The 14,333-nt window shown below is 38.0% G+C and carries 10 protein-coding genes; all 10 read left to right on the top strand.

Annotated features, from left to right (window positions below):
- Window positions 1-148 precede the first annotated feature (148 nt).
- The 10 genes from ccsA to DYR29_RS03130 all read left to right on the top strand — a co-directional run bounded on the left by ccsA (window position 149) and on the right by DYR29_RS03130 (window position 14,250).
- Window positions 149-3,424 carry a cytochrome c biogenesis protein CcsA gene (gene ccsA / locus DYR29_RS03085; RefSeq protein ID WP_213279243.1) on the top strand — a complete coding sequence of 1,092 codons (3,276 nt, stop codon included), beginning with the start codon at window positions 149-151 and terminating at the stop codon, window positions 3,422-3,424.
- A gap of 351 nt (window positions 3,425-3,775) precedes the next feature.
- On the top strand, window positions 3,776-4,642 hold the full coding sequence (locus DYR29_RS03090) for an SPFH domain-containing protein (protein ID WP_047422804.1): 867 nt from the start codon (window positions 3,776-3,778) through the stop codon (window positions 4,640-4,642).
- A 79-nt stretch (window positions 4,643-4,721) separates the two neighbouring features.
- Window positions 4,722-4,910, top strand: a complete 189-nt coding sequence (locus DYR29_RS03095; RefSeq protein ID WP_047431047.1) for a hypothetical protein — start codon at window positions 4,722-4,724, stop codon at window positions 4,908-4,910.
- 476 nt (window positions 4,911-5,386) lie between these two features.
- Window positions 5,387-6,937, top strand: coding sequence for an L-piperidine-6-carboxylate dehydrogenase (gene amaB, locus DYR29_RS03100; RefSeq protein ID WP_213279244.1), 1,551 nt, complete (start codon window positions 5,387-5,389; stop codon window positions 6,935-6,937).
- A 112-nt stretch (window positions 6,938-7,049) separates the two neighbouring features.
- Complete coding sequence (gene lat / locus DYR29_RS03105) at window positions 7,050-8,375, top strand: L-lysine 6-transaminase (RefSeq protein WP_142716748.1); 1,326 nt, start codon at window positions 7,050-7,052, stop codon at window positions 8,373-8,375.
- Window positions 8,376-8,436: 61 nt separating this feature from the next.
- Entirely contained in the window at window positions 8,437-8,667 is a 231-nt protein-coding gene (locus DYR29_RS03110) for a DUF2007 domain-containing protein (protein WP_213279245.1), read from the top strand.
- A gap of 164 nt (window positions 8,668-8,831) precedes the next feature.
- Entirely contained in the window at window positions 8,832-9,344 is a 513-nt protein-coding gene (locus DYR29_RS03115; RefSeq protein ID WP_213279246.1) for a GNAT family N-acetyltransferase, read from the top strand.
- 115 nt (window positions 9,345-9,459) lie between these two features.
- A complete protein-coding gene (locus tag DYR29_RS03120; RefSeq protein ID WP_047422811.1) occupies window positions 9,460-9,915 on the top strand; it encodes a transcriptional regulator in 456 nt (151 codons plus the stop codon).
- Between the two features lies 1 nt (window position 9,916).
- On the top strand, window positions 9,917-11,104 hold the full coding sequence (locus DYR29_RS03125; protein WP_213279247.1) for an efflux RND transporter periplasmic adaptor subunit: 1,188 nt from the start codon (window positions 9,917-9,919) through the stop codon (window positions 11,102-11,104).
- Window positions 11,104-14,250 carry an efflux RND transporter permease subunit gene (locus DYR29_RS03130; RefSeq protein WP_213279248.1) on the top strand — a complete coding sequence of 1,049 codons (3,147 nt, stop codon included), beginning with the start codon at window positions 11,104-11,106 and terminating at the stop codon, window positions 14,248-14,250. The genes DYR29_RS03125 and DYR29_RS03130 overlap by 1 nt, the downstream gene beginning before the upstream one ends.
- Window positions 14,251-14,333: the final 83 nt, after the last annotated feature.

Below are 14,333 nucleotides of genomic sequence, written 5' to 3' on the forward strand. Positions count from 1 at the left end.
TTTAAGAATTGAATTTTTCCTAAAGTCTTCAGGCTTATTAAGAATGTTTCAAAATAAGCAAAACGGAGGCCAAAGTGACAAAAAACAGCTTTTTTTAAGCTCTTTATGGTTTATCATGCTTATTTTTGCATGTCAAGTACAATAAATCATGAAGAAGCTCCAAGATATTCTTATCTCAACCAGGACAATGGCTGTATTGCTGCTGGTTTATGCATTCGCGATGGCCTATGCAACGTTCTTAGAAAACGACTACGGAACTCCTACAGCAAAAGCATTAATTTATGAGGCCAAGTGGTTCGAACTGATCATGGTCCTGCTCATTCTTAATTTCATAGGAAATATCGGAAGATACAGACTATGGAAAAGGGAGAAATGGCCGGTTCTTGTTTTCCACCTTGCTTTTATTTTTATTTTTATTGGTGGTGCCATCACAAGATACATCAGTTTTGAAGGAACTATGCACATCAGAGAAGGTGAAACTTCAAACGAAATCGTAACGGATAAAAATTTCTTTAAAATCCAGATCGAAGAAAAAGGTGATGTTCTTAATTATCAGGATGTTCCTTATCTGATGTCCCCATTGAATAAAGATTTCAAAGCAACCTATGACTTCCACGGAAAAGAAGTGAAAGTGTTTGCGAAAGAATATATTCAAAGAAAAAAAGACAGTCTTGTCGCTGAGCCAAACGGTGCGGAATATCTTCATCTGGTATCTACCGGAAATACCGGAAGACAGAATATTTACATCAAACCGGGTGAGACAAAATCGATCAACGGAACTTTGGTGACGTTCAACAGAGCGATTGAAGGAGCGGTTGAATTTAAAAATGAAGGAGGAAAATTATTCATCAAAACACCTGTAGATGCAAGCTATATGACCATGGCTACTCAGGCAACAGGAAGTACTGTAAAAAATGAGTTCCAGCCTTTGGCATTGAGAAGCTTATATACCATCAATGAACTGAAGCTTGTAGTTCCTGAAGGTCTTAAAAAAGGAAGACTGATCGCGATTGAAGGTGACAGAAAGAAAGATGCTAATGTTCCTGATATGCTTCAGATTGAGCTTCAGGGTCCAAAAACAAAACAATTGGTAGATCTTTCTGTTGAAAAAGGAAATCCTAATGCTTACAAGCAGGTGACTATGGATGGTTTAAACATCATGGTTGGATTCGGACCCAAAGTATACAATACCCCTTTTGCGTTGAAGCTGGATGACTTTGTAATGGAAACTTATCCTGGAAGCTCATCTCCAAGTGCTTATGAAAGTCACGTGAAAATCATTGATGAGGGTAAAGAAACTCCTTATAAAATCTATATGAACCACGTTCTTAACCATAAAGGATACCGTTTCTTCCAGTCAAGTTTTGATCCTGACAGAATGGGAACTGTTCTTTCTGTAAACCATGATTACTGGGGAACTTTGATTTCTTACATCGGATACGGACTTTTATTCTTAGGAATGTTTGTGATCTTCTTCTGGAAAGGAACTCACTTCTGGAAACTGAATAAAATGCTGATTGATGCAAACAAAAAGAAAACAAAAATTGCAACAATACTTTTAGTGTTTTTAAGCTTAGGGTTGAACGCACAAAAAATCGAAACTCACGGGACTACGGACGGAAGCAGAGAACACATTCATGTGGAAGGTGATAATCATACCCACGCTCCGGCTCCGTCTGCTCAACCGCTTGATGGCGCTGCTCCAAAGCAGAATTCTCTGGCTACACCGATGGGTAAAATGAGATCTATCACTCCGGATGAAATCATTGCGAGAAACAAAATCAGTAAAGAACATGCTGATAAATTCGGATATCTTTTGGTGCAAAGTTTTGAAGGAAGAATTGTTCCTATCAATACAGAAGCATTGGATGTTTTAAGAAAATTATACAAAAAAGACGAATTTAAAGGAACAGACGGAAAGTATCTTACAGCTAACCAATGGTTTCTTTCAATCAATACAGACACACCAAGCTGGACTATGGTTCCGATGATCAAAGTGGGAACGAAAGGAGGTGATGAACTGAAAAATAAAACAAAGGCAGATGAAGATGGGTATACTTCACTGATGAACCTTTTCCCGGCTGATGCCAATGGTAATCTGACTTATATTTTAGAGCATGATTATAATACGGCATTCCGTAAAAAACCAGCTGAACAAACGAACTACGACAAAGAAGTAATTGCTGTAAATGAAAGAGTGCAGATTTTCAATGAGTTCTTCAGCGGTCAGTTTATGAGAATTGTTCCTGTGAAAAATGATGCCAACCACACATGGCATTCATGGTTAGATCAAAAATTTGAACCGGACATGGAATCTCAGCAGGTGATGGGACCTTATTTTGCTGAAGCTCTTACCGCACAGAAAACCGGTGATTGGAGTAAAGCGGATGCTGAGTTAGCGAAACTTTCAGAATACCAGCAGAAATGGGGTAAGGCAGTAGTTCCTGCAAAATCTAAAGTTGATCTTGAGGTTTTCATGAATAAAGCAGATATTAACTTTAAACTCTTGATTTTCTATACTATTATCGGAGGGCTTCTTTTAATCTTAGGGTTTGTTGAGCTGTTTAAATCCAATAAAGTTTTAAATAAAATCATTAAAGTAATCATTGCGGTTGGTTTAGTAGGATATCTTTGCCATTTCTTAGGACTTGTAGCAAGATGGTATATCTCAGGACACGCACCTTGGAGTAACGGATATGAAGCCATTATCTTCATCTCTTGGGTAGGTATTACGGCAGGTTTATTATTATACAGAAATTCCAATGCATTAATTCCTGCAGCCGGATTTATGGTGGCAGTTATTATGATGGGATTTGCGCACGGAGGTTCAGCTCTTGATCCGCAGATCACGCCGCTTGTTCCGGTATTGAAATCTTATTGGTTAATTGTTCACGTAGCCATTATTACATCAAGTTATGGATTCTTCGCACTGTCGATGATCATTGCTGTAATCTCATTGGTATTCTATATTATATCCAATAAAGAAACTTATAAAATTCACCACGATACAACATTAAAGGAATTGGTAATTGTTTCTGAGATGTCATTAACCATCGGATTGTTTGCATTAACGGTAGGAAACTTCTTAGGAGGAATCTGGGCAAACGAATCATGGGGAAGATACTGGAGCTGGGACCCGAAAGAAACATGGGCGTTCATCTCCATCATGGTATATGCATTTGTACTGCACATGAGGTTAGTGCCTGGCTTGAGAAGCAGATGGGCATTCCACGTAGCAACGATGTTTGCATTCTGCTCAATGGTAATGACTTATTTTGGAGTAAATTACTACTTAAGCGGACTTCACTCATATGCAGCGGGAGATCCGGTACCAGTACCAGCTTGGGTATACATCGGAATCTCTACAATGATCATTTTATCAGCTATCTCTTATATGAAGTTTAAAACTTTAACAAAGAAATAAAGATCTGAACATAAAAATTAAAATCCTGGAATTTACTTTCCGGGATTTTTTTATTCCCGTTGTTTTTGTTATTGAGGGGAATTGTTTTAACGCTAAGTTCGCAATGATTATATTATGATGATTATTGTTCGCAAAGGCGTTTCACTCAGCAAATGAAGTAGTATCCATAGCTAAACGAAGTACCTTTGCGAACAAAAATAAAGCACTAATATAAATTAACTTCGTGAACTTTGCGTTTAGTTAAGCACCACGAATCCCGAATCCCGTAAAAAATTCATAATTCATAACACATAATTCAAAATTTATCACCATCTTTATGATATCAAAATAATATCAAATTAAAATTCAATCATGGAAAAAACATTAAAACCCATGTCGGGTTATCTTACACTGGTCATCTGCCTTGCCTTGTTTGTGGCAGCAGTTTACTTTTTTGTTAGTGGAGTAGATCAAAGTATAGCCTATGTAGTTATCGCCATGCTTTGCTTTCTTCTTTCGTGCTTTTTCTTAAAAGGCTTAATGATTATTCAACCCAACCACTCAAGAGTGCTGAACTTTTTTGGAAAATATGTTGGAAGTGTAAAAGAGAACGGATTATTCTTCATCAATCCTTTGTATTCATCACAGAAAATATCTTTACGTTCTGAAAATTTACAGGGACAGACTTTGAAAGTAAATGATAAAATGGGAAATCCAATTGAAATCGCGGTTGTCATCGTATGGAAAGTTGGGGATACTTATAAAGCAGCTTTTGATGTAGAGCGCTATTCTGATTTCGTGAAAATGCAGAGTGAAGCAGCGGTACGTCATTTGGCGATGAGCTTTCCTTATGATAATTTAGAAGATGATCATGCTCCAATTACCCTGAGAGAGGGTGGAGATAAAATCAATTCTATCTTGGAGCAGGAACTTACAGACCGTCTTTCAAAGGCAGGAATTGTGATTCAGGAGGCCAGGATTTCGCATTTGGCTTATGCTTCGGAAATTGCAGGAGCTATGCTTCAGAGACAGCAGGCAACAGCTATTGTAGCAGCAAGAACCAAGATTGTGGAAGGAGCTGTAGGAATGGTGGATCTTGCATTGAAAAAACTTTCAGAAGAGAATATTGTTGAGCTTGATGATGAAAGAAAAGCAGCAATGGTAAGCAATTTAATGGTGGTTCTTTGCGGAGAAAAAGCTGCAACACCGGTATTAAATGCGGGAACACTTTATAATTAAAAGTGAAAAATTAAAAGTAGATTGTAGTGGTTATATTTCTACACTACAATAGTCAGAATAATGTTAGAGAATTTAGAAAATGAAATCAGAAAAAGCTCAGAACTCTTCAGAAAACAAAAGCAAAAAATCTTTTGTGATAAGGATAGATGAGTCTACTTATAAACTCCTCGAAAAGTGGGCCAATGATGACTTCAGAAGTGTGAACGGACAGATAGAATACCTGTTGCATCAGAGCCTGGTTAATGCAGGGAGGAAGAAGAAAGAGTAGTTTGAAAAAGATGAATTGTGGAGTATATATGCTATTTTCAGGGAATATAGCTGTTAAAAGACGGTACTTCTTCTCTTTTTGAAATTACAGAAAATATAAAAAAGGATTCTTTTTTTAGCTTTTCAATAAATAAATAACAATTCAATTAACCTTATACCAAAAAAGAAAGCAGAGAAAATTTCTCTGCTTTTTTATTTTATACAACTTTGAAGACTATCTGCTCCAACGTAGAATATGACGAGCCAAATCAAGCCTTTAATGGTAAAGAAAGCAAGTCCTGCCCATCCCACACGCTTGAACCACTTCTTAAGCTTTGAGTTATTTTTTTGTGAATTTTCCATTGGTGATTATCAAAATGATTACCCTGCAAAGATAAGCATGTTTATAATTAGTCCAAATAAAAAACACATTAAAAATTAAAGTTTTGAGGTTCACATAATATTTTTATCTTTAGAGAGAACGAAAAGTAAGATTTTATGTCAAAAAAAGTAAAGGATTTCGGAATTGAAAAAACGCTGAAAAATTTAGGTATTAAAGAAGAGAACAAAGGTACCTCAACAGGCGGCAAATATTTCGCTTCAGGAAAGGTGATAGAAAGCATTTCTCCTGTGGACGGAAAGTTGATCGCTAAAGTAAAAACTTCCGGAGAAAGTGATTATGACAAAGTAATTGAAACGGCTCAAAAGGCGTTTCAGGAATTCAGACTGATCCCGGCTCCCAAAAGAGGAGAGATCGTAAGACAGCTGGGCTTAAAATTAAGAGAATATAAAGATGATCTTGGTAAACTTGTTTCTTACGAAATGGGTAAATCATTACAGGAAGGACTTGGTGAAGTTCAGGAAATGATAGACATCTGCGACTTCGCTGTAGGACTTTCAAGACAGCTTCAGGGGTACACCATGCACTCTGAAAGACCTGGACACAGAATGTATGAGCAATACCATCCGCTGGGAGTTGTTGGAGTTATCACTGCATTCAACTTTCCGGTAGCCGTTTGGTCCTGGAATACAGCTTTGGCTTGGATCTGTGGTAACGTTACTATCTGGAAGCCATCAGAAAAAACACCGCTTTGTGCGATTGCATGCCAGAATATCATGATGGAAGTAATTAAGGAAAACAATCTTCCTGAAGGAGTTTCAAGTGTATTGGTATCAGACCACGAAATCGGACAGAAATTAGTAGATGATAAAAGAGTGGCCCTTGTTTCTTTCACAGGATCCACAAGAGTGGGAAGAATGGTTTCTTCTAAAGTGGCAGAAAGATTCGGGAAATCTATCCTTGAATTGGGTGGAAACAACGCTATTATCATTACAAAAGAAGCTGATATTGATATGTCTATCATTGGAGCCGTTTTCGGAGCTGTAGGAACTGCAGGCCAGAGATGTACTTCAACAAGAAGACTGATTATCCACGAAAGTGTATACAATGAAGTGAAAACAAGATTAACAAAAGCTTACGGGCAGCTGAAAATCGGAAATCCATTAGATGAAAATAATCACGTAGGTCCTTTGATTGATACTGATGCAGTAAACCAATACGAAGAAGCTATCAAGAAATGTAAAAAAGAAGGTGGAAAATTCGTTGTTGAAGGCGGAGTTTTAACCGGAAAAGAATATGAATCCGGATGCTATGTGAAACCTTGTGTTGCTGAAGTGAAAAACTCTTATGAGATTGTTCAGCATGAAACTTTTGCACCTATCTTATATCTGATCAAATACAAAACACTGGAAGAAGCTATCGCAATTCAGAATGATGTTCCTCAAGGATTATCTTCCGCGATCATGACCCAGAACTTAAGAGAAGCAGAATTATTCCTTTCTCACGCAGGTTCAGATTGTGGTATTGCCAACGTAAATATCGGAACTTCCGGTGCTGAAATTGGTGGAGCTTTCGGTGGTGAAAAAGAAACCGGAGGAGGAAGAGAGTCTGGATCAGATGCCTGGAAATACTATATGAGAAGACAAACCAATACTATCAATTATACCGCACAACTTCCTTTGGCACAAGGAATTAAATTTGATTTATAAAAGCTTTACTTAAAGTACTCAAAAAACATAAAACTTAATAACCTGAATGTTTAAATGCTTCATTCTTTGGATCATTTAATCATTCATTTATTAAATCACACAACAATTTATTATGGAACAGACATTAGATATAAAAGCAAATAAAGTAAAAGAAACAGTAGGAAGACATGTGTTGGCAGACGGTTTCGATTTTGTGATGGATATTGAAAAATCACACGGATCATGGCTTTATGATAAACTTACAGACAAGGAGTACCTGGATATGTTCTCTATGTTTGCATCAGCATCTATCGGATACAATCACCCTTATCTTTTAGAAAGATCAGAATGGTTGGGAAGAATGGCTGTAAATAAACCTACTCTTGCTGACGTTTACTCCGAAGAATACGCTCATTTCCTTGAAGTATTCGAAAGAGTGGTTATCCCTGAAGAACTACAATATGCTTTCTTTATCGAAGGCGGATCTCTGGGCGTTGAAAATGCAATGAAAGCATGCTTCGACTGGAAAACGCGCAAAAACTTTGCAAAAGGATTAGATACTGAAGCAGGAATCTGTATTCACTTCAAACAGGCTTTCCATGGAAGAAGCGGTTATACTTTGAGCTTAACCAATACTTCTGACCCAAGAAAGTATCAATATTTCCCAATGTTCAACTGGCCGAGAATTTTAAACCCGAAATTAAAGTTCCCGATTACAGAAGAAAACCTTGAAGAAACAATCAAAAATGAAAACCTTGCTTTACTTCAGATTGAAGAGGCTATCCTGATGCACCCAGATAAAGTAGCCTGTATCATCATAGAACCTATTCAGGCAGAAGGAGGTGACAATCATTTCAGAGACGAATTCCTTTTGGGATTGAGAAGAATCTGTGATGACAACGAAATCTTACTTATTTTTGATGAAGTTCAGACAGGGATTGCCATTACAGGAAAAATGTGGGCATTCCAGCACTTTACAGCAAAACCGGACATTATTTCTTTCGGGAAAAAAGCACAGGTTTGTGGTGTTTTAGCAAATAAAGAAAAATTTGATGAAGTTCCGAATAATGTTTTCAGAGAAAGCTCAAGAATCAATTCTACATTCGGAGGAAACTTTATTGATATGCTTCGTTTCCAATTAGTAATGGAAGTGATCGAAAAAGAAAACCTTGTAGAGAATGCAAGAGTAGTGGGAGATTTCTTATTGGAAAGCTTGAAAGCGCTTGCTGAAAAATATCCTGAAAAAATTTCAAATGCAAGAGGAAGAGGCTTGATGTGTGCCGTTGACCTGCCGTCTGCAGAACAAAGAAATCACCTGATGAACGAGCTTTTCAAAGATGGATTAATTATTCTTCCATGTGGAGATCAGTCTCTTCGTTTCAGACCTCATTTGAATGTGACAAAGGAAGAAATTCAACTTGCTTTAAATAAAATTGAAAATAATATTAATAAAATTTAAAACACGGGATTTGTAATTTTAAAAAAAACATCGTATATTTAGATACTCAAACAATTAGAATATGGAAAGAAGTACGAGAGTATCAGTTTATGAAAGTGATAACCCTTCAGAAATTCAGTTGGTTAAATCTAAATTGGATGACGCACAAATTACAAACACCGTTGAAAATAACTATCTTACGTTTACCACAACCCCAACAGCAACTTCGCTGAAGGTAATGGTAGATCTGGAAGAAGAAAGAAAAGCATTTGAAATTATTGATGCTTACCTTCAACAAAGTGAAAATCAATAAACAATTTCATAATTTTAAATTTTACTACTTCGAACCGAAAATTAATCTTAATTAATTTTCGGTTTTTTAATTAATTACGAACCAAAAGATTATTGATATAATTATTAGTTATTCTGATTTTTAATCATTCAATCTTTTAATTTTTTTTAAATCAACTTTATAACATGAACCCAGAGATTAAACTAAGACAAGCGGAAATCGAAGACAGAAATAGAATTTGGGAAATTATCCAGCAATCTATTGAAAGAAGAAGACAAGACGGAAGCACCCAATGGCAAAACGGATACCCTAATCTGGGAACGGTGGAAAGTGATATTGCCAAAGGTTTCGGACATGTTTTAACAGTAGACGGAGAAATTGCAGTGTATGGAGCTTTGATTCTGAATGACGAACCTGCTTACAGTACCATTGAAGGAGCGTGGTTGAGCGACGGTGAATTCGTAGTGGTTCACAGAGTGGCTGTAGATGAAAAATTTGCAGGACAGGGAATGGTGAAGAAGTTTTTTGATCACATCGAAGATTTTACTAAATCCCATGACATTCAGAGTATTAAAGTAGATACGAACCATGATAATATTGCCATGTTGAAAATCCTTGAAGGCAGAGGATATTCCTATTGTGGAGAGGTTCTTTTGAGAGACGGCATGAGAAAGGCTTTTGAGAAGATTATAATTTAAGCAAAAAGTTAAATCATCTTTCATTGAATTTTTAAAACGGCCTGTATTTATAAACTCTATCAGGTTTGTTCGTTTGGTTCTGAACTAATTTCTACTTTTGTTCAAATTTTTATATATGCACCAGAGTATAGAAATTGATGAGAAAATTTTTCAGGATGCCGTAAGATTTTATGGCACCGTGTTCAGCTTACCTCCTTTAGCATCAAAAATCTATTCCTACCTTCTTTTTGACTATGAGAAAGTAGGAATTACTTTTGACGAATTTGTGGAAGTGCTCTCCGCGAGCAAAAGCTCTGTTTCTACCAGTATTTCATTATTGTTAAATGCTCAGCTTATTGTTGATCATAACAAAATGGATGAGAGGAAACGGTATTTTTTCATCAATGATGAATACAAAAAAATACGATTCGAGAAAATTGTCCAGAAAATGCAGGACGAATTGAAGCTATTAGATGATTTAAACAATTTTAAAACAAGTAAAGACGATGGATACAATGAAAGAATAGAAGTTTACAAAGCACTCTTAAACAAAAACATAGAAAATATACAGGAATCTCTTAATAAACTATAAAATGAATAATAAGCTAGTTATACTTTCCATTGCAGCGCTTTCACTGACTGCCTGCAAAAAAGAAGCTCCGAAACAGGATGGTGCCAAGCCGTATCCTGTTGTTTCCGTGGAGTCAAAAAATATAGTGGGTTATCAGACGTTTCCGGCTACCATCCAGGGTAGGGTAAACAATGATGTACGTGCAAAAATACAGGGGTATATTACCCAGGTATTGGTAGATGAAGGACAATATGTTACAAAAGGACAACCTCTGTTCCGTCTTGAAACCAATATCCTGAACGAAAATGCAGCTGCTTCCAAAGCAGGAATTGGTGCCGCTGAATCCAGTATTGCTGCTGCACAGGCTTCTGTAAATGCTGCCCAGGTTGAAGTAAACAAACTAAAACCTCTGGTTCAGAAAAATATCATCAGTAATGTACAGCTGCAGACTGCACAGGCTCAGCTGGCGCAGGCTCAGGCTCAGTTACAACAGGCCAATGCTTCCAAAAGACAGGCCCAGGCCAATTATAAGGGGGTAGAAGCCAATATCGAATATTCCATCATTCGTGCGCCTATTTCAGGGGTGATCGGAAGACTGCCATTGAAAGTAGGAAGTTTGGTAGGACCGTCTGATCAGACTCCTCTTACAACGATTTCTGATACTTCTGAGATCTATGCTTACTTTGCAATGAATGAAAAAGAGTATTTTGATTTCCTTGAAAAGTCTCCTGGTGCTTCTATGCCTGAGAAAATCAAAAACTTACCGATGGTTGAGCTTCAGCTTGCTAACGGAAGTCTTTATCCTGAAAAAGGTAAAATTGAAGCTATTACCGGACAAATTGATCCTACAACAGGAACTATCCAGTTCAGAGTTGCTTTCTCGAATGCTCAGAAGTTATTAAGTAACGGTAACAGTGGAACAATCAGATTCCCTCAGCGATATGATAATGTTCTTGTAGTGCCTGAAAGTGCTACTTACGAGCAACAGGGTATTGTTTACGTTTACAAAGTAGAAAAAGGAGATACTGCGAGAAATGTTGTTGTCAATGTTATTGATAGAATCGACAATTTAGCGCTTATCAAATCAGGAATTAATAAAGGTGAAACAGTTGTTGCAGCTGGTATCGGAGGTCTGAAACCGGGAACAGCAGTGAAACCGAAGCCCATCAAAATGGATAGTCTTGTTCAATCAATAAAACCGAAATTCTAATGATAAAAAACTTTATTAACAGACCGGTTTTATCTACCGTAATCTCAATCCTGATTGTGATTCTCGGTGTGCTGGGGCTGATCTCGTTACCGGTTACACAGTATCCGGATATTGCACCACCTACAGTGAGTGTTTCCGCAAACTATACGGGAGCCAATGCTGAGACGGTGATGAAAAGTGTAGTAGTGCCCTTGGAAGAACAGATCAACGGGGTGGAAGGTATGGATTATATCACTTCCAGTGCCGGGAACGATGGTTCTGCTCAAATCCAGGTTTTCTTTAAACAGGGGATTGACCCGGATATTGCAGCGGTAAACGTACAGAACCGTGTGGCCAGAGCGACACCTCTTTTGCCGTCTGAAGTAACCCGTTCAGGGGTTGTAACCCAGAAGCAGCAGACCAGTGCCCTGATGTATATGTCTTTCTATTCTGAAAATAAAGACCTGGATGACGTATATCTTCAGAACTTTTTGAATATCAACATTATTCCAAACCTTAAAAGGGTAAATGGTGTAGGGGATGCCAACGTTTTCGGAGGTAAAAACTATTCAATGAGAATCTGGCTGGATCCTGCAAAAATGGCTGCCTACAGCGTAACTCCTACCGATGTTACCAATGCGATCAATGAGCAGAGTAGAGAAGCAGCAGCGGGTTCTATCGGACAAAACAGCGGAAGTTCTTTTGAATATATCATCAAATACGTAGGTAAATTCAACGATAAAGAACAGTACGATAATATTATCATCAAATCTCTTGCAAACGGACAAAACCTGATGCTGAAAGACGTTGCTAAAGTAGAACTGGCAGGACAGTCTTATACAGGAATCGGGGAGAACGGAAACAATCCTTCCATCAGTATGGGGATCTTCCAGACTCCGGGATCCAATGCACAGGAGATTATTAAAAATATCAAAGCCTATCTGAAATCAGCCGAAGGAACTTTTCCAAAAGGTGTAAAGTATACTTTCAACTTTGATACCAACGAATTCCTGGAAGCTTCTATTGAAAAGGTAGTACATACCCTGATCGAAGCCTTCATTCTGGTATTTATTGTGGTATATATTTTCCTTCAGGACTTCAGATCTACGCTGATCCCGGCCATTGCGGTTCCGGTATCTATTGTGGGGGCTTTCTTCTTCCTGAATCTCTTCGGATATTCATTAAACCTCTTGACCTTATTTGCATTGGTACTTGCGATTGGTATTGTGGTGGATGACGCCATTGTCGTCGTCGAGGCCGTTCATGCCAAGATGGAGCATGGTATTTCAGATGCTAAAAAAGCAACGGTAGAAGCGATGGATGAGATTACAGGGGCTATTATCTCTATTACGTTGGTAATGGCAGCAGTATTTATCCCGGTGACGTTCATTACAGGTCCTACAGGGGTATTCTACCAGCAGTTTGGTATCACGCTGATTATAGCCATCATCATTTCTGCGATTAATGCATTAACGTTGAGCCCGGTTTTATGTTCATTATTCTTAAAACCTCACGCAGAGCATCATAAAGAGTATAAAAACTTAAACCTGTTACAGAAGTTTTTCTATAAGTTTAATATTGCTTTTAAAACAACTACTGAGCGTTACGGAAGAGGATTTGTATTCCTGTTAAGACATAAATGGGTAACTCTTATTATTTTCGCTGTTACCGGAGGGATTTTATTCTGGGCAAGCAGCAGTATGAAGAAAGGGTTTGTACCTACAGAAGACAGAGGGATTATCTTTACAGATGTTCAGCTTCCTCCGGGAGCTTCTATGGAAAGAACTTACAACGCTTTGAAAACGCTTCAGGCGAAAGCACTGAAAGTTCCGGGTGTGCAGAATGTAACGATTTCCACGGGAAGAGGATTCTTATCCGGAAACGGAAGTAACAACGGTCTTGCTTTTGTTAAACTGAAACCATTTGAAGAAAGAAAAAAAGACGGACAGACTTCTGAAGATATCACCAAAAAACTATTTGGAATTGTAGGAGCTGTTCCTGATGCTAAAGTAGTATTCTTCCAGCCGCCAAGTGTACCGGGATTTGGTAACAGTGCAGGTTTTGAAATGGTATTGCTGGATAAGTCAGGTGGAGAATATGCAGATCTGGATGCTAAAACCAATGAATTCATCGGTAAGCTTATGCAGAGACCGGAAATTCAGTTTGCGCAGACTTCATTCAATACTAAATATCCTCAATATCAGATGGAAATTAATGTTCCACTGAGCAAGCAACTTGGAGTTTCTGTCAATGACATCCTGGCAACCATGCAGGGATATATCGGAGGTATTTATACTGCTGACTTTACCAAGTATGGAAAACAGTTCAGAGTGATGGTTCAGGCTCTTCCTGAAAACAGAAAGAACATTGAAAATCTGAATCAGCTCTATGTAAGAACAGGATCAGGTATCATGTCTCCGATCTCTCAGTTTGTAACATTGACAAAAGCATACGGACCACAATCCGTTAGCCGTTATAACCTCTTTACCTCAGTAAAAGTAACAGGAGCAAACTCTGACGGATACAGTTCCGGGGATGCAATTGCAGCGGTACAGCAAGTAGCGGATGAAACCCTGAATCAAAACTATGCCGTAGAATTTACAGGGCTGACCAGAGAAGAATTAAATTCAGGATCTCAGACCCTTCTGATTTTCGGGTTAAGTTTGATCTTCGTTTACTTTATCCTTTCTGCACAGTATGAGAGTTATATCCTTCCGCTGATTGTTATTATCTCTCTTCCTCTTGGGGTAATGGGAGCTTACTTCGGACAGAAAATCATGGGACTGGAGAATAATATTTACTTCCAGATTGCCCTGATCATGCTCGTTGGACTACTTGCGAAAAATGCGATCCTTATAGTCGAATTTGCTGTTCAGAGAAGACACCATGGAGAAACCATTGTAATGTCAGCCATCAATGCAGCGAAAGCAAGGGTGAGACCTATTCTAATGACATCATTCGCCTTTATTTTCGGTTTATTGCCGTTGGTTCTGGCCAGTGGAATCGGAGCAGTAGGTAACAGATCTATTGCTACGGGTGCGGCCATCGGACTATTGATAGGAACTGTTTTGGGGTTATTTGTAATTCCGGTTCTGTATGTGATCTTTGAAACACTGCAGGAAAAAATTAAACCTATCAAAAAAGAAGATATCAATTTAGCAGAATAAAATTAATTAGAGAAGCTGGAAGTTAGATCTTAGACAATTACTCTAAAACCATATCTAACTTCCGGTCTCTTACATCTAATTTC

The organism is Chryseobacterium indologenes, from assembly GCF_018362995.1.
Classification (GTDB): Bacteria; Bacteroidota; Bacteroidia; order Flavobacteriales; family Weeksellaceae; genus Chryseobacterium; species Chryseobacterium indologenes_G.